The following is a 16,806-nucleotide window of genomic DNA, read 5'->3' on the forward strand; positions in this document are numbered from 1 at the left end:
GCTCAAACCGGCCCGAAATTGGTTAACCGGCTGTCAGGCCCTCAGCCGAGAACCGCCTTGACCGCACGCGCCGTTTTACCCGCGATCTCATCGGCTTCTTCCTGTGAGAGGCAGAAAGGCGGAGCAAAGCCCAGAATATCTCCCTGAGGCATCGCACGGGCGATCACCCCTTCGGCAAGAAGCGCATTTGCGATTTGCGGCCCGACCTTTTCAGAGGCGTCGAAGAATGTCCTGCTTTCGCGTTCCTTCACAAACTCTACGGCGCAAAGCATCCCCTCGCCGCGAACCTCTCCGACATGGGCATGGCCCCCAACAGCCTCCGCCATGGCGTTATTGAAATAGGCCCCGGTCTTGCCGGCCGCGGTGACAAGATCCAGCTTGTCGATGAGTTCCAGATTGGCCACACCGGCCGCTGCACCGATAGGATGGGCGGAATAGGTCCAACCATGGCCAATGGGGCCGTTCTCATCGGTTCCCTGCTCCAACACCTTCCACATCTTGTCGCTGACGATGCTGCCCGAGAGCGGCGCGTAGGCAGAGGTCAGGCCCTTGGCGATGGTGATAAGGTCGGGTTTCAGCCCATAGTGTTCAGAGCCGAACATCGTCCCTAGACGGCCAAATCCCGTCACGACCTCATCGGCCACAAGCAGAATGTCGTGTTTGGTCAGCACGTTCTGAATTGCCGCCCAATACCCTTCGGGAGGAGGCACTATGCCGCCCGTTCCCAAGACCGGCTCCCCGATGAAGGCGGCAATGGTGTCCGCGCCCTCTCGCTCGATCATGGCCTCAAGCTCCTGCACGCAATGAGCAACAAAAGCCTCTTCGCTTTGCGAGACATCCGTACGGCGGAAATAATACGGCGCCTCCGTGTGGATCACCTGCGCCAGCGGCAGGTCAAATTTCTTGTGAAAGAGGTCAAGCCCCGTGAGTGACCCCGTCACAAGACCGGAGCCGTGATAGCCACGCCACCGGGAGATGATCTTCTTCTTCTCGGGCCGCCCGAGAATGTTGTTGTAATACCAGATCAGCTTGACGTTGGTCTCATTGGCGTCCGAGCCGGATAGACCGAAATAGACCTTGGACATATGATCGGGGGCCCGGTCGAGGATCATCTTGGCGAGTGTGATCGACGCCTCGGTGCCATGGCCGACATAGGCGTGATAATAGGCCAGCTCGCGAGCCTGCTCGGCAATTGCCTCTGCGATTTCCTGCCGCCCATACCCAACGTTGACGCAATACAGCCCGGCAAAAGCATCCAACAGGCGAGTGCCGTCACGGTCCTCGATATGGCACCCCTGCCCGCCCGTGATCACACGTTGCGGCGCATTCCCCCGAGCGAACTCCGCAAGGTGTGTCGAAGGGTGAAAGAAATTCTCTCGGTCCCACTGTTCGAGCAAATCGTTTTTCAGCATTCTCAGTCCTTTCTTCGCGCCGACAGCCGCCCCCGGGGCCCCTGCGCCATTATCAAACTCTTGCCTCGCCCGCTCGCCCCATGGGACGGCGTGGCGGGGAAAATCAACCCCAATCGCGGCAGACGTACTTGATCTCGGTAAAAGCCTCCATCCCCTGACGCGCGCCTTCGCGTCCGAGGCCCGATTGCTTCATGCCCCCAAAGGGGATGGGCGCGCCGGTGACCTTCGTACGGTTCACCGCCACCATGCCGAATTGCAGGGCCCGTGAGACCCGATAGATCCGGCGCGGATCCATGGCGTGCACATAAGCGACCAGCCCGTATTCCGTGTCATTCGCGCGCTGCACGACCTCTTCTTCGCTATCGAAAGGCGCGATGCCCGCGACGGGGCCGAACGTTTCTTCGCGAAAGATAGCTGCCCCTGCGGGCACATCCGCCAATACGGTTGGTTCGAAGAACAACGGACCAAGCTCATGCCTCCCGCCTCCGCAAAGTACCTTCGCGCCGCGCTCCACAGCATCCGCGACATGCGCCTCTTGCTTGGCTACGGCGCCCTCATTCATCAGCGGACCTATATCGCAGTCGTCCATACCCCGGCCGATACTCAGGGCGCGGGTCGCCGCTGTGAACTTCTCGCAAAAGGCATCGTAGATCTCGCGCTCCACCAAAATCCGGTTCGCTCCGAGGCAATCCTGGCCTGACGTGGCGAATTTCGCCTTGATCGTTTCCTCCACCGCTTGGTCAAGATCAGCATCCTTGAAGATGATCACGGGGGCATGGCCGCCAAGCTCCATCACCAGACGCTTTATGGTTCCTGCACATTGGCGATAGAGAAGTCGTCCGATCTCGGTTGAGCCGGTGAACGACAAAACACGGACCCTCGGATCCCTGGTCCAGGGCTCAACAATCTCCTTCGCCTCGCCTGTCACCACGTTGAAAACCCCGGCCGGAAAGCCAGCCCGTTCCGCCAACTCCGCCAGCGCCAGAGCGGAAAAGGGTGTTTCCGCCGAGGGGTGCGACACAACGGTGCAGCCTGCCGCCAACGCTGCCGCGGCCTTGCGGGTGAGCATTGCACAAGGAAAGTTCCACGGGGTGACGAGCGCGGCCACTCCCACCGGTTCGCGCCAGAGCTCCACCTCTGCGTCTGGAAGGTGCGAGGTGACCCCCTCTATGTTCGGACGGCGCGTTTCCTCCGCATAGAATTCCACGAAAGAGGCCGCATAGTCGATCTCTCCCCTTGCTTCGGAAAGCGGCTTGCCCTGCTCCATCACCATGATGCGAGCGAGGTCTTCCTTGTTCTCCACGATCAACTCGAACCAACGCCGCAACAACGCGGCGCGCTCCTGCGGCAGCGTTTGTGACCACTGCGTGAAGGCCGCCTGCGCTGCGTCGACCGCCGCCCCCGCTTCGGTGCCGGAGAGGCGCGCGACATCTCCGAACCAACTGCCATCCGCCGGGTTGGTCACACTGATGACTGTGCCGTCGGCACCCGCGCACCACCGTCCTCCGACATAGGCAAAGGTTTTCAGCAGGCGCGGGTCGGACAGGGCGCTGCGATCAACTTCGGGAAGCTGGGGGTGATCTTTCATGGCGTGATCCTCACGTTCGAGACATGCCACCACAATAGAACCCGCGTTGCGGAAGGTGCTTCTGAAGGCTGAGCGCTTCTCAGAAGAATTCACGGCGCGGTGCGCCTCAATCAGTGGAAATCACTCCGGCTCGGGGAGCGGGTCGGGAATGTCCTTGACGGATTTGGTCACGATGTAGCCGAAATAGCGTTCGATCCCGGCGTCGCTGTCGAGCAAACCGTCCATAAGCCGTTGGTAGGCATCCACATCGCGCAAAACCAGCCGAAGGATATAATCGACACCGCCGCCCGTGGCCCAGCAATCGCAAACCTCCGGAATTTCCTTCACTTGCGCCTCGAACCTGCGGAAATCCTCGGCCTTGTGCCCTTCGAGCGTAATCTCGACCAATACCACGGTCACCGGGGCGAATTTTCGGATGTCGATCATCGCGCGATAGCCGGTGATCAAACCACCCTCTTCGAGCCGCTTGAGCCGCTCCCAGCAGGGGCTGGGGGAGAGGTTCACCGCCTCGGCCAGCGCTGTCTTTGTCATGCGACCATTCGCCTGCAATTCCCGAAGGATCGCGAAATCATAGCGGTCGAGGCGCGGTGAACGACTCATGCAGGAGGCTGAATCAGAATCGCCCTGAAATCGTTCACGTTGGTCAGGGTCGGGCCGGGAACAATTTGCGCACCGATTTTTTCGAAGAATGTATGGGCATCGTTCTGGGCCAAGGCGATTTCAGGATTCAGATCAATCGCCCGCGCCAATCCAAGCGTCTCAGGCCCGGCAATCGCGCCGGCCACCTCCGCCGCGCCATCGACGCCGTCGGTATCACAGGCGATGACGTGAATACCGGGCAAACCTTGCAAGGCTACGGCGGCGGCGAGGGCGAATTCCGCGTTCGGCCCGCCAGTTCCATTGCCCCGCCGCGTCACCGTACACTCGCCCCCGGACAGCAGGACGATCGGGGCCTGCCCCGCGCTCATACCCGCCTGTACAGCCAGAGCTTCAGCCGCCTGCGCATGGGCGAGATCGCGCGCTTCGCCCTCCAGATCATCGCTCAGAATACGAGGCTCCAGCCCGGCCGCCCGCGCCACCTCGGCAGCCGCCTCAAGCGATTGCGACGGCGCAGCCACGATACGGTTCTCTACCTTCGACAGTTGCCGGTCTTCCCGCGCCAAGGCGAGCGGTGGCCCATCAAGCACGGCTTGCGCGCTCTCCGGCAGTTCGATCCCGAATCGCCGAATGATCTCTCTAGCGTCATCGGCTGTGCCCGCACGACCGACAGTCGGCCCCGAGGCGATCAATGCCGGATCATCCCCCGGTACATCCGAGATCAACAGCGTAAGCATCCGAGCGGGATAGGTACGGGCCGCAAGTTGCCCGCCTTTCACAAGGCTCAGATGTTGTCGGACAACATTCATCGCACCGATAGGTGCTCCGCTCGCCAGAAGTGCCGAGTTGACCCCTTGCTTTTCCGCCAGTGTCATCTCTCCCGCCGGAGCGCACAGGAGGGCCGAGCCCCCGCCGGAAATAAGGCACAGCACGAAATCATCCGCGCTGACGCCATCGAGCAAACCCAGAAGATGGGTGGTCGCATCTACCCCTGCCTGATCCGGGACAGGGTGCGCGGCCTCGACGATTTCGATCCCCCGACAAGGGCGCCCATAGCCGTACCGGGTAATCACATAGCCCTCACACGGGCCCCATGCTGATTCCACCGCTTCGGCCATCCGGGCCGAGGCCTTTCCCGCTCCGACCACCAGAACCCGGCCCGCGGGCTTTTCGGGAAGGAGCGGCGGGATCACCTTCATCGGGTCTGCAGCGGCGACCGCCGCATCGAACATGGCACGAAGTAGGGTCGCAGGATCTTGGGGGTCGGTCACGGAATGGCGCCTCAGGCTGAAATCGCGGTGTCTCCCGCAAGGCTACTGGGCATTCGTGATGGTTTAAACCGCTATTCGTTCCGCACGCGTGCTTGATGCTGGATACAAAAAAGGCGCGGCCCCAACAGGGGCAGCGCCATTCGCGTGATCGGTCCGGGCGAACTACCTGTTCGTCATCGGCCCAATCATCATGACCATCTGACGGCCTTCCATCTTGGGCATGTTCTCGACCTTGCCCAATTCCTTGACGTCATCGGCAACACGGTGAAGCAACTCACGTCCAAGGTTCTGGTGGGCCATTTCGCGGCCCCGGAACCGAAGCGTCACTTTGACCTTATCGCCGTTCTCAAGGAATTTGACCACGTTACGCATTTTGACTTCGTAGTCATGCGTGTCGGTGTTCGGTCGGAACTTGACCTCCTTGACCTCGATCGTCTTCTGCTTCTTTCGGGCTTCGCTCTCACGCTTTTGCTGTTCGTACTTGAACTTGCCGTAGTCCATGATCTTGCACACGGGCGGGGCTGCATTCGGTGAGATTTCCACGAGATCGAGACCGACCTGCTCGGCCATCTCCATTGCCCGAGTAGGTGTGACGACTCCGACGTTCTCCCCTTCCGCGCCGATAAGGCGGATTTCAGGGGCGCGGATCTTTGCGTTTACGCGTGGCCCGGTATCGCGGGGGGGCGGCGCATTGTGAGGTCTGCGGGCTATGGTCAGGCTCCTTGTTTTGTTTCCTACACTTGGGGAGCTAAATTAGTCCTCGCAGTGGGCCGGTTCAAGCGGCAAATGGGCCGCTGCGTGCCGAAAGCGAGTCTTTTACGGCGAAGCAGTTTGCAGTCGAGGCGGGTTCGGGCAAGTGTCCGACTAGACGAATCGGGCTTCGAGCCCCGCCCGTAGAGAGAAAAGGACGCGATGGTCATGAGAAACCTTGTTTGGATTTTGTTGGCTGTGGTCGTGCTGGCCGGCGGTTATTACCTGCTGACGGGACAGACGCCCCAGGATGTGGTCGAGGCTGTTTCCGAGGAACCTGCCGTGCAGGAAATCACTGAGGGAGCCGGCGAAGCCCTCTCGGAAACGGGCGCCGTGCTCGAAGATGCCGCAGATGCTGTGGCCGAGACAGCACAGGATGCCGCCGGCACAATGGGCGAAGCGATGGACGCTGTCGCTGAAACCGCCGAGGAGGCCGTGAACACTACCCGCGAGGCCGCAGGCGACATGATCGACGCGATTGGTTCTGCCGCGTCCGACGCACGGGCCTTGGCGGAAGACACCGCAGAGGATGCGTCAGAAGCCGTGCAGGAGACGGCTGAGGACGCGGGGGATGCGGTGACGGATATGACCTCCACCATCGAATCCGAAGCGGAAGCCGTGGAAGAGGAGACTGAGGCAACAGTCGATGACGCTACAGAGGCCACCGATGATGAGGCGGACAGAGCGGCGGTCGAGAGCGAGGCCGCTGTAGAACCCGCGGGCGACGACGCGACTGTGGCCGCGGACGAAGTTCAAGCCTCCGAGGAAGCTGCACCAGCAGAAGAGACGCCCGGCAGCACAGAGGAAGGCGTGGAGGCACAGAACACCGACGCGCTCGACCCTGCCAGCTTTGACTACGATGAAGCTGTTTCCCTGATTGACGGGTCCGAACTTTCCCAAGCGCGCAAAAGCCTGCTGACGAGCGCATTGGATCTTGCCCGCGAAGATTCGCCCGAAGTGCTTGCATCGGTACTTGAGCGGGTACGCGAAGCGATCGGACAACCCGCAGCGGAATAGCTCCCGCAGCAAAACCGATGATCAGAGCGCCGCTTCGGGCGCTCTTTTCGTTTCTGAAGGTAGGCCTAGTCCAGCGCTTCGATCTGGCTGAACGAGGTTCGCAAGGCGTTCGACCAATCTTCGCTCATCCTCGCAAAAGCCGGATCGTTATCCTCGATCCGGCGCTGCTCAGAGATGCGAAACTCGCCTTCCCTCATAACTGCAAGATCGAGCGGCATGCCCACAGACAGGTTTGACCGCAAGGTACTGTCCATGGACAGAAGAACGGCTTTCTTCGCATCGGCCAAGGAGGTTTCGCTGGTCACGACGCGGTCGAGTATGGGCTTGCCGTATTTGTGCTCTCCGATCTGGAGATAGGGTGTATCGCGCGTGGCCTCGATGAAGTTGCCCTCTGGGTAGATGAGGAACATCCGCATGGGTCCGCCCTTGCGCTGCCCAGTCAGGATCATGGAGGCAGAGGCTGTCTGGCTCATCCGGTCAAGCTTTGTGGCCACCTCGCGGCGCACTTCCCCGAGCATGTTGCCCACGATCTCGGCAACGCCCAGCATGGTCGGCACCTTCATGATGGAGCGTGTTGGATCCGCGTCGGGATCTTCGATCGCATCCGTCAGGCGCGCGATCACCGTTTGCGTCACGGACAGGCTGCCCGCCGTCATGATACCGATGACCCGCTCGCCCGGCTCTTCGAAAGTGAACATCTTGCGATAGCTGGATATATTGTCGAGACCCGCGTTTGTGCGGGTGTCCGATAGCAGGACTATGCCCGCGTCCAGCAGCAAACCCACACAGTATGTCATCGACTCAGACTCCGGCCCGCGATGGGCGGCCCCTCGCTACGTCGGAACATAGGCAGAGTGCAAGCGCACAAAGCCATATGCCGAAAACGTCATTGCTGTTGTGCGTCCACTGCCACATGCACGTCGAGCGCTTCGATCCCTTCGCCCTGCAGAACGCCCCGGATCGGAGCCGCCGTCAGAGCATCAAGGCCGGAGCCAAGCCGAATGTAGCGCTCATCGGGGCAACACCGATTCGCCGGGTCAAAGCCGACCCAGCCCAACCCCGCCACATGCAGTTCCGCCCAAGCATGCGCCGCTTCATGCTCCTGCCCGCCGTCCTCGGTATATAGGTAGCCGCACACATAGCGGGCGGGCATCCCTACAAGGTGCGCCAATGTAATGAGGGCATGGGCATGATCCTGACAGACCCCCTTGCCAAGGGCGAGCGCCTCGGCGGCCGTACCCGTGGCCTGCGTCTGACCCGGCGCGAAGGTTATCGCCTCCGACACCGCTGCCGAGAGCGTGTGGGCGCGCCGCAGAGGGCTGGCGTCTTCGAAGTCCTTGCTCGTATCGGCGGCCAGCTTGCGCAGATCACCATCGGGCCATGTCTGCCGTGTGTGGCGCATATACATCCCCGGCACCGAGCGTTCCTGATGCCCGCGCAGAACCCCAGAGGTTTCATGGGTTTCCACCACACCGCGCACCGTCACGGTCACTTCGTCCAGCGGTCCGCGCCACGAGACATTGGAAATGTTATCTCCCGCGGCATCGCGATAGCTGCCGCCCACGATCCCCTCGCCGATGTCGATGCTCCAATCCGCGATTCGCTGATTGTCGGAATCCGCCGGCAAGAGACGGTGGACCTGAATGACCCGCCGCATTGGTACTTCAAAGCGGTAGTGGGTCCGGTGTTCTACGGTCAGCCTCATGCCGCCTCCCCCTGCAGGTAGACTTCCTCGACGCAGCCCGCGAGTGCCGCATTGTCCGCGATGAACCGCAGCAGAAATTCGTGGAGCCCTTCGTCGAAAACGTCTTCGACCTGTAATTCGGCCAGCTCGGCGACGATGTTCCGGATCCGCTGCTGCGCCTCCGTGCCGCGCCCGTAGCCGCGCGCGAGGTGGTCAAGGTGGTCGGACGCCATTTCCATGCTGGTCAGCAGCGAACGTGGGAAAAGACGGTTGAGGATCAGAAAATGCGCGATCTTGGCCGGGGTGACTTCCCCATCATAGGTCCAGATAAACGCCCGATGCGCCGACATGGACCGCAGCAGCGTGACCCACTGATAGTTGTCGAGCCCGGAGCCGACATACTGCACCGAGGGCAGCAGCACATAGTATTTGACGTTGAGCAACCTTGCAGTGTTGTCCGCCCGCTCGATAGCATACCCCACGTTGAGGAAATGATATCCGTCGTTGCGAAGCTGCGTGGCCTCGATGGCGCCGCGAATCTCGGCGCAGGTCCGCATGGTCCAATCGGTCAGGTCAGTGAGCGAGATCTGGCTTCTCTCGGTCCGGCTCATTTCCTGCAACTCCTGATAACAAGAGTTGATTGCATCCCAGACACGCATGGTGAGCGCCGTGCGTACGACCCGCGCGTTTTCCCGCACCAGATTGATACAAGAAGCGATGGAGGACGGGTTGTCCCGGTCAAAGAACAGGAAGGTTTCGATGTTTCGCTGTGAGGGATCGGAATACTTCGCCCGAAAGGCTTCAAGCCCATTGTTGGCCTGAAGCACAGCCTCCCATTCGTTGCGGTGCCCGCCACTGAGATTGGGCAGAAGCGCGTTGCGCCCGCCCACCTCAAGAAGCCGCGCGGTTGTTTCGGCGCGCTCAAGATAGCGCCCCAGCCAATAGAGATGATTTGCAGTCCGGCTCAGCATGCGATCACTCCGCCAGTACCCATGTATCCTTGACCCCGCCCCCTTGGCTGGAGTTGACCACGAGCGAGCCTTCTGTGAGGGCAACGCGGGTCAGTCCGCCGGGTACGAGTTCGATCTTTTCGCCCACGAGACAATAGGGCCGCAGATCGACATGGCGCGGTGCGATTCCCTCCTCGACGAAGGTGGGACATGTCGAGAGCGCCAGCGTCGGCTGTGCGATGTAGTTTGAGGGGTTTTCCTCAATCTTGGCGCGAAATGCCTCGATCTGGCTGGCATCCGCCTTGGGGCCGACCAGCATGCCATAGCCGCCGGAGCCGTGCACTTCCTTGACCACCAGTTCCGGCAGGTGGGACAGCACGTATTTGCAATCGTCCTCCTTGCCGCACTGCCACGTTGGTACGTTTTCCAGTATGGGTTCTTCACCAAGGTAAAAGCGTATCATTTCAGGTACATAGACATAGATCGCCTTGTCATCCGCAACGCCCGCTCCGGGTGCCGAACAGATCGAAACGCCGCCGGAGCGATAAACCGACATAAGGCCCGGAACCCCCAGCATCGAGTCGGGTCGGAAACAGAGCGGATCAATGAAGGCGTCGTCGAGCCGGCGATAGATTACGTCCACCTTCTTGGGGCCTTCGGTGGTCTTCATATAGACGAAATCGCCCTCGACGAAGAGATCCTGACCTTCGACAAGTTCCACGCCCATCATATCCGCGAGGAAAGTATGCTCGTAATAGGCTGAATTGAAATGGCCGGGTGTCAGGATCACCACACGCGGATCGGTCTCGCATTTACGCGGCGCGACGGAGGCCAAGGTTTTCTTCAGGAGGCTGGAATACCCGTCCACTGGCGCGATCCGGTTTTGCAGGAAAAGCTCCGGGAACATGCGCATCATGATTTCACGGTTCTCGAGCATGTAAGACACGCCCGACGGAGTGCGGCAGTTGTCTTCCAGAACATAGAATTGGTCCGGCCCGGTGCGGACCAGATCAATACCTACGATATGGCTGAACACACCGCGCGGGGGGCGAAAGCCCAAAACGGCGGGTTCGAAGGCTTCGTTGCGATATACAAGATCAGCGGGAATGCGACCGGCCCGGATGATCTCCCCGCGATCATAAACATCAGCTAGAAAAGCGTTGAGCGCAGAGGCCCGCTGTTTGATGCCGCGTTCAAGCTTACGCCACTCTCCGGCCGTGAAAACACGGGGAAACATATCGAAGGGAATGAGCCGTTCGGGATCGCCGCCTTCGCCATACACGGCAAACGTAATGCCGATGCGGCGGAAAAGCGCTTCGGCCTCATGCTGCTTGAAATTGCGGATATCGACCGGCATGTCGCGATGCCAACTGTCGAGGCCGGAATATGGTGGGCGGATCGTCCCGCCCCCGCCCATTTCGTCGAAGTAAAACGAAGACTTCTGCCTGTTCATAGGTACTCCCTTCGACGCGAGACAATCACCGGATCGCCCGGGATGCAATCTGTCGAGAAGCCACTTTCGAGGCCCGACAGACGCATTCTTCGTCAAGACGTAGCGCGCGCCTGCATTTTAGGCAATCGCGTTACGGTTTGGGGGCGCAAGAGAGGCCGCCGCAAGGATCGCAACGAGCGTTTCCTCGTCCAGTGGTACCGGGTTTCCCTTCATCGAAGATGAGGTCCTTGCCGCCGCGGCTGCAGCGGGCACATCACTTGCCTGAAGGCCAAGCTCCCCGAGTGTGGCTAGCCCCTGTTCATCCGCCCACGCGGCAAGCCCGTCCGCCCCGTCGAACCCCGCTTCGGCAAACCAGCTATCCAGTTCGAAAAAGCGGCTCGTATCGCCCTGCCCCCGCGCCATCGCCGCAGCATTCGCAGAAATCACCGGTGGCAAAAGAACGCCGCAGATGGCCCCATGCGCCGCGCCCGTCATACCGCCCACGACCCCTGCAAGACCGTGCACGGCACCAAGACCCGCATTGGCAAGCGCAAGCCCGCCGAATAGGGAAACCAGCGCCATTTCATCGCGCGCGCCGCTGTCTTCACCCTCTAACAGACGTCGAATAGCCTGCAAACCGCGCGGAATGGCCTCGCGGCACAGCGCGTCCGACATCGGGTTGGCGAGACGGGAGAGAAACGGCTCAATGACTTGGGTGATCGCATCCAATCCGCTGGCAAGCGTCACGTCGCGCGGGCATCCATCCGTCAGCGCGGGATCGATAATCGCAAAGTTTGCAAGCATCCTGTCGTCGCGCAGCGATACCTTGCGGCGATGCTCCGGTATGCCAATCACGGCATTCTTGGTCACCTCCGCCCCCGTCCCGGCCGTGGTGGGGATAGCCACGAAGGGCAACGGATCGGCGTTCAGTGGCAGACCCTTTCCTACCACTTCGAAGTGGTCCAACGGATCGGTTGACGACGGCAACAGCGCCGCAATTGCCTTGGCCAGATCAATCACCGCGCCCCCGCCAAGCCCCACGACGGAACGCGCGCCCTGTGCCGCAGCAAGCCCTTCCTTGAGCATCGGCAAGTCCGGCTCGCCGCCACAGAACACCGAGATAACCGTAAGCCCCTCTGCCTCCAGCCCTTGCTTTAGCCAAGCGGCCCGCTTAGCGGAGCGGCCATGCACTAGCAAAACGGGTCCGCCCATCGCCACCAATGCCGGAACAGCCTCGGATGCGGTGCCTCTGCCGAAGCGGATCTTGCCCGCGCTGGCAAACCCGAAGGGGCTCATCAAAACGCCATCGTGGCTTTGATCGCGGATTTCCAACAGGCATACAGCTCATCGCGCCGCTCAGCTTCCATCTTCGGCTCAAAACGTCGCTCCAACGCCCAGCCTTCTGCGAATTCCTTCATGCCCGGATAGATCCCAGCCTTCTTCCCAGCAAGCCACGCAACGCCTATGGCGGTCGTCTCCAGCACCTCGGGGCGGTCCACGGGGGCACCGCTGATGTCGGCCAGAAACTGCATCGCATAGTCCGACGCGCTCATGCCGCCATCGACCCGCAGCGTTGCCTCTTCTCCCGCCGCTTCTTTCCAGTCGGAATGCATTGCTTCAAGCAGGTCGCGCGTTTGGTACCCCACGCTCTGCAGGGCGGCCCGCGCCATTTCCTCCGGGCCCGTGCTCCGGGTCAGGCCAAACACGGCACCGCGGCAATCGGCTTCCCAATAGGGCGCGCCGAGCCCTGTGAAGGCGGGCACCAGAATGACGTTCTGGCTGTCATCGGCAGCCTCCGCGAGACTTTGGGTTTCCTTCGCCTCCTTGATGATCTTCAGACCATCGCGCAGCCATTGCACAACCGCCCCGGCGATGAAGATAGACCCCTCCAGGGCATAGGTCCTCTCGCCCCCCAGTTGATAGGCGATCGTCGTAAGAAGGCGGTTCTTTGAAACGACAGGCTCGGTTCCGGTATTGAGCAAGGCGAAGCAGCCGGTTCCGTAGGTGCTCTTGAGCATCCCCGGCTCAAAACAGGCCTGTCCCAATGTCGCGGCCTGCTGATCGCCTGCAACACCGAGGATCTTGATTTCGCCGCCAAGATACTCCGCATCAGTCGTGCCAAACTCGGCATCGCAGTCGAGCACGTCGGGCAGGACGTTCATGGGAACGTCGAGCAGAGCGCAAATCGTGCTGCTCCACCGCCCCTTTCGAATGTCGTAGAGCATGGTGCGGGAAGCATTCGTCGCGTCCGTCACATGGCGCTTGCCGCCCGTGAGCTTCCAGATGATCCACGCGTCCACTGTGCCGAAGGCGAGCTTTCCCGCCTCAGCCTTTTCCCGTGCCCCTTCGACATTATCCAAAAGCCACTTCAGCTTGGTACCAGAGAAATAAGGATCAAGCAGCAAGCCGGTCTTGCTCGCCACGGTGTCCTCATGGCCCGCCTCGCGCAGATCGCGGCACATCGAGGAGGTTCGACGATCTTGCCAAACGATCGCCCGGTGCAACGCTTCGCCTGTCTCGCGGTCCCACAGAAGGGTAGTCTCCCGCTGGTTCGTGATGCCGATGCCCGCAATATCCTCCGCAGCCAAGCCCGTCTTCTTGAGAACGTCCCGACAGGTGCGGAGCGTGGTTTCCCAAAGGTCCTCGGCTTCGTGTTCGACCCAACCGCTCTGGGGGAAGTGTTGGTCGAATTCTTCCTGTGCGGTGGCCACGATCTTCATCGATGCGTCGAAGATGATGGCGCGGCTGGATGTCGTGCCCTGATCAATGGCGAGGATATGGGTCATGCGGCTCTCCCTCTCGTTTCCGGAAAGCCTAGCCCTCCGGGTTCGGAACGGAAAGGGGCCGGGCATTTTGCGCCCGGCCCCCTCCTTGGTTGCTTACTTCCAGGATGCAATCAGCTCGTCATAGGAAACCGTCTTGGGCTCCTCTTCCGTAGTCTCCAGCGCGGCTTTCGGTGCGCCGGGCTGGCTCAGCCAATAGTCGGCTTCCTGCTCGTCGTTGAGCTTGGGGCCGATATCGCCCTGAATGCCGGCACGCTCCAGACGCTCAAGCACGCGCTCCATGTCGGAGCAGAGGCTGTCGAGCGATTCCTGTGCCGTCTTCGCACCGGACATCGCATCGCCGATGTTCTGCCACCACAGTTGCGCGAGCTTCGGATAATCCGGAACGTTGGTGCCCGTGGGCGACCATGCAGTCCGTGCAGGCGAGCGGTAGAATTCTACCAGACCACCAAGCTTCGGCGCGCGCTCTGTGAAGCTCTCGTGCTGGATCGTGCTTTCGCGGATGAAGGTAAGACCAACATGCGCTTTCTTCACATCCACCGTCTTGGAGGTGACGAACTGCGCATAGAGCCACGCGGCCTTTGCACGCTCTTCGGGAGTGGATTTCATCAGCGTCCAGGAACCCACGTCCTGATAGCCGACCTTCATGCCCTCTTCCCAATACGCGCCATGCGGCGAGGGAGCCATGCGCCACTTGGGCGTGCCGTCCTCATTCATGACCGGCAGGTCTTCCTTGACGGACGCCGCGGTGAATGCGGTGTACCAGAACATCTGCTGAGCGACGTTGCCCTGCGCGGGGATCGGGCCCGCTTCGGAGAATGTCATGCCCATCGCCGAGGGGGGCGAGTACTTCTGGAGCCAGTCAATCGCCTTTTCGACAGCATAGACCGCCGCCGGGGAGTTCGCCGCACCGCCGCGCGCCACACAGGCACCCACGGGCTGGGACTGATCATTTACGCGAATGCCCCACTCATCGACGGGAAGGCCGTTCGGCTCGCCCTTGTCGCCCATTCCTGCCATGGACATCCACGCATCGGTGTAACGCCAGCCGAGCGAGGGGTCTTTCTTGCCGTAGTCCATGTTACCAAAGACTTCGCCTTCGACATCGAGGTGCGACAGGTCGCGGCCCGTGAAGAATTCGGCGATGTCCTCATAGGCTGTCCAGTTGACCGGAACGCCAAGCTCATAGCCGTACTTCTCTTGGAAATCGGCTTTGTTCTTCTCGTCATTGAACCAGTCATAACGGAACCAGTAGAGGTTCGCGAACTGCTGGTCGGGCAATTGATAGAGCTTGCCGTCAGGTGCCGTGGTGAACTGCGTACCGATGTAGTCGTCGAGGTCGAGACCGGGGTTGGTCACGTCCGCGCCCTCATTGGCCATCCAGTCCGACAGGTTGCGCACCTGCTGATACCGCCAGTGCGTGCCGATCAGGTCGCTGTCGTTGACATAGGCGTCGTAGATGTTCTCACCCGACTGCATTTGTGTCTGCAGCTTCTCGACAACATCGCCTTCGCCAATCAGGTCGTGCGTGATCTTGATCCCAGTGATCGCAGTGAAGGCCGGGGCCAGAACTTGCGATTCATAGGTATGCGTGTCGATCGTCTCGGAGACGACCTTGATTTCCATGCCCTGGAACTGCTCCGCCGCGTCAACGAACCACTGCAGTTCAGCTTCCTGCTCTTCGCGGGTCAGAGCGGATTGTTCGCCGATCTCCGTATCGAGGAACTGTCGGGCTTCCTCCATCCCGGCCCAGCCGGGGCTTCCCGCCACGCCAAGCGCGAGCGCCAGGGCCGTGGTGGATTTCAGTGAAATGGTCATGTTTTTCCTCCCATTTACAAGAATAGTTGTCGGTCCACCCACCCGGCCCTGTTCACCGGGGGGCGATTTGCATCACCTAGACCCAGCGGAAGACCGCTGCGGCATAGACGAAACATACGATGAGCGCGTAGGGCTGGTTCTCCCCAACCAGACCGAGCCACGCGAGATTGATGAAGGCCGATCCCAGAAGAGTGATAAAGAGCCTGTCGCCCCGTGTCGTCTCTATCTGAAGAATGCCCGTCCGCGGCGTTTCAGGAAAGCGGATCGCGAGCACCGTGAAGGTGATCAGCAAGATCGCGATGACCCCGAAGAAGGCTGCCGTCGGCCAAGTCCATGCCATCCATTCCATAGGTCTAATCCTCCATGCGCCGAAAAAGCGGGTTCACCGTGCCGTCAGTTTCGCCAAGGATCATACGCGACTGCACGCGATGGAAAACGGGGTCAACGCAATTGGGATAACTGATCATCCTTCTTGCAAACTCGCGCGTCGGCTTCAGATAAGCGCTCGCAACTTCGTTCCAAGCTTCCGCAGATACAAGATCTCTGAGATCAAACAGAGCGTCTTTGCCGCTCGTTGGTCTCTCGTCGATCGATCTCTGAATTTGCTCTTTGTAGCGATAAACCCAATCAGAAGAACGAGACATCACACCCTCCCCAGGGCAAAGCCCTTGGCGATGTAGTTTCGGACAAAATAGATAACGAGCGCACCGGGCACGATGGTCAGCACACCTGCTGCCGCCAGCACCCCCCAGTCAATCCCTGAGGCCCCTACCGTGCGGGTCATCGTGGCGGCGATTGGCTTGGCATCGACCGATGTCAGCGTACGAGACAGCAGCAATTCAACCCAAGAGAACATGAAGCAGAAGAAAGCTGCGACACCGACGCCCGACGCGATCAAAGGCATGAAGATCTTGATGAAGAACCGGCCGAAGGAATAGCCGTCGATATAGGCCGTCTCGTCGATCTCCTTGGGCACGCCGCGCATGAACCCTTCGAGGATCCAGACCGCGAGTGGCACGTTGAAAAGACAATGCGCCAAGGCCACGGCAATATGCGTGTCGAAAAGCCCGACAGACGAATAAAGCTGGAAGAAGGGCAGCGCGAAGACCGCCGGCGGGGCCATCCGGTTCGTCAGCAGCCAGAAGAACAGATGCTTGTCCCCGAGGAAGTGATACCGCGAGAAGGCATAGGCTGCGGGCAGCGCGACAACCACGGAAATCACGGTGTTCATCACCACATAGATGAGCGAATTCACATAACCCATGTACCACGACGCATCCGTGAGGATCGTCAGGTAGTTGTTGAACGTCAGGTTATCGGGCCAGAGCGTGAAGGTGTTGAGGATCTCCGTGTTGGTCTTGAGGCTCATCATCAGGAGCCAGTAGATCGGCAACAAAAGGAACAGCAGGTAGCACCCCATCACCACAGCAGATCCATTGACCCGCATACGCGGTTTGCGAGCCTTCGCGGTAAAGGATGTTTGTGTGACTGTCGCGTCGCTCAT

At 60.5% G+C, this 16,806-nt stretch carries 16 protein-coding genes; 1 reads left to right on the forward strand and 15 read right to left on the reverse strand.

Annotation, left to right across the window (positions count from 1 at the left end):
• Positions 1–41: 41 nt before the first annotated feature.
• The 5 genes from BM234_RS06650 to infC form a co-directional block, all read right to left on the reverse strand.
• A complete protein-coding gene (locus BM234_RS06650; RefSeq protein WP_092062150.1) occupies positions 42–1,412 on the reverse strand; it encodes an aspartate aminotransferase family protein in 1,371 nt (456 codons plus the stop codon).
• A gap of 103 nt (positions 1,413–1,515) precedes the next feature.
• On the reverse strand, positions 1,516–3,000 hold the full coding sequence (locus BM234_RS06655) for an NAD-dependent succinate-semialdehyde dehydrogenase (protein WP_092062153.1): 1,485 nt from the start codon (positions 2,998–3,000) through the stop codon (positions 1,516–1,518).
• A 120-nt stretch (positions 3,001–3,120) separates the two neighbouring features.
• Positions 3,121–3,600 carry an Lrp/AsnC family transcriptional regulator gene (locus BM234_RS06660; protein WP_092062156.1) on the reverse strand — a complete coding sequence of 160 codons (480 nt, stop codon included), beginning with the start codon at positions 3,598–3,600 and terminating at the stop codon, positions 3,121–3,123.
• The gene (locus BM234_RS06665) at positions 3,597–4,829 is read right to left on the reverse strand and encodes a glycerate kinase type-2 family protein (RefSeq protein ID WP_092062159.1); all 1,233 of its coding nucleotides are present in this window, start codon (positions 4,827–4,829) and stop codon (positions 3,597–3,599) included. The genes BM234_RS06660 and BM234_RS06665 overlap by 4 nt, the downstream gene beginning before the upstream one ends.
• Positions 4,830–5,030: 201 nt before the next feature.
• Positions 5,031–5,585, reverse strand: a complete 555-nt coding sequence (infC, locus tag BM234_RS06670; protein WP_425439237.1) for a translation initiation factor IF-3 — start codon at positions 5,583–5,585, stop codon at positions 5,031–5,033.
• Between the two features lie 201 nt (positions 5,586–5,786).
• On the opposite strand from infC, the gene BM234_RS06675 reads away from it, so the two are divergent.
• Positions 5,787–6,635 carry a hypothetical protein gene (locus tag BM234_RS06675; RefSeq protein WP_139226773.1) on the forward strand — a complete coding sequence of 283 codons (849 nt, stop codon included), beginning with the start codon at positions 5,787–5,789 and terminating at the stop codon, positions 6,633–6,635.
• A 65-nt stretch (positions 6,636–6,700) separates the two neighbouring features.
• Here the strand turns inward: BM234_RS06675 and BM234_RS06680 are convergent, their stop codons facing one another.
• From BM234_RS06680 to BM234_RS06725, 10 genes are all read right to left on the reverse strand, one after another.
• Positions 6,701–7,432, reverse strand: coding sequence for a proteasome-type protease (locus BM234_RS06680; RefSeq protein ID WP_092062168.1), 732 nt, complete (start codon positions 7,430–7,432; stop codon positions 6,701–6,703).
• An 89-nt stretch (positions 7,433–7,521) separates the two neighbouring features.
• Positions 7,522–8,340 (reverse strand): transglutaminase family protein, encoded by an 819-nt coding sequence (locus BM234_RS06685; protein WP_092062171.1) that lies wholly within the window; start codon positions 8,338–8,340, stop codon positions 7,522–7,524.
• The gene (locus BM234_RS06690) at positions 8,337–9,290 is read right to left on the reverse strand and encodes an alpha-E domain-containing protein (RefSeq protein ID WP_092062174.1); all 954 of its coding nucleotides are present in this window, start codon (positions 9,288–9,290) and stop codon (positions 8,337–8,339) included. The genes BM234_RS06685 and BM234_RS06690 overlap by 4 nt, the downstream gene beginning before the upstream one ends.
• Before the next feature lie 4 nt (positions 9,291–9,294).
• Positions 9,295–10,722, reverse strand: a complete 1,428-nt coding sequence (locus tag BM234_RS06695) for a circularly permuted type 2 ATP-grasp protein (protein ID WP_092062177.1) — start codon at positions 10,720–10,722, stop codon at positions 9,295–9,297.
• 117 nt (positions 10,723–10,839) lie between these two features.
• The gene (locus BM234_RS06700) at positions 10,840–11,997 is read right to left on the reverse strand and encodes an iron-containing alcohol dehydrogenase (protein WP_092062180.1); all 1,158 of its coding nucleotides are present in this window, start codon (positions 11,995–11,997) and stop codon (positions 10,840–10,842) included.
• Positions 11,997–13,487 (reverse strand): glycerol kinase GlpK, encoded by a 1,491-nt coding sequence (glpK, locus tag BM234_RS06705; protein WP_092062183.1) that lies wholly within the window; start codon positions 13,485–13,487, stop codon positions 11,997–11,999. The genes BM234_RS06700 and glpK overlap by 1 nt, the downstream gene beginning before the upstream one ends.
• Positions 13,488–13,580: 93 nt before the next feature.
• A complete protein-coding gene (locus tag BM234_RS06710; protein ID WP_092062186.1) occupies positions 13,581–15,302 on the reverse strand; it encodes an ABC transporter substrate-binding protein in 1,722 nt (573 codons plus the stop codon).
• Positions 15,303–15,378: 76 nt separating this feature from the next.
• Complete coding sequence (locus BM234_RS06715; RefSeq protein ID WP_092062189.1) at positions 15,379–15,651, reverse strand: DUF2160 domain-containing protein; 273 nt, start codon at positions 15,649–15,651, stop codon at positions 15,379–15,381.
• A gap of 4 nt (positions 15,652–15,655) precedes the next feature.
• On the reverse strand, positions 15,656–15,946 hold the full coding sequence (locus BM234_RS06720; protein ID WP_092062192.1) for a hypothetical protein: 291 nt from the start codon (positions 15,944–15,946) through the stop codon (positions 15,656–15,658).
• On the reverse strand, positions 15,946–16,806 hold the full coding sequence (locus BM234_RS06725) for a carbohydrate ABC transporter permease (protein ID WP_245752535.1): 861 nt from the start codon (positions 16,804–16,806) through the stop codon (positions 15,946–15,948). The genes BM234_RS06720 and BM234_RS06725 overlap by 1 nt, the downstream gene beginning before the upstream one ends.

It is taken from the genome of Poseidonocella pacifica (assembly GCF_900111875.1).
Classification (GTDB): Bacteria; Pseudomonadota; Alphaproteobacteria; order Rhodobacterales; family Rhodobacteraceae; genus Poseidonocella; species Poseidonocella pacifica.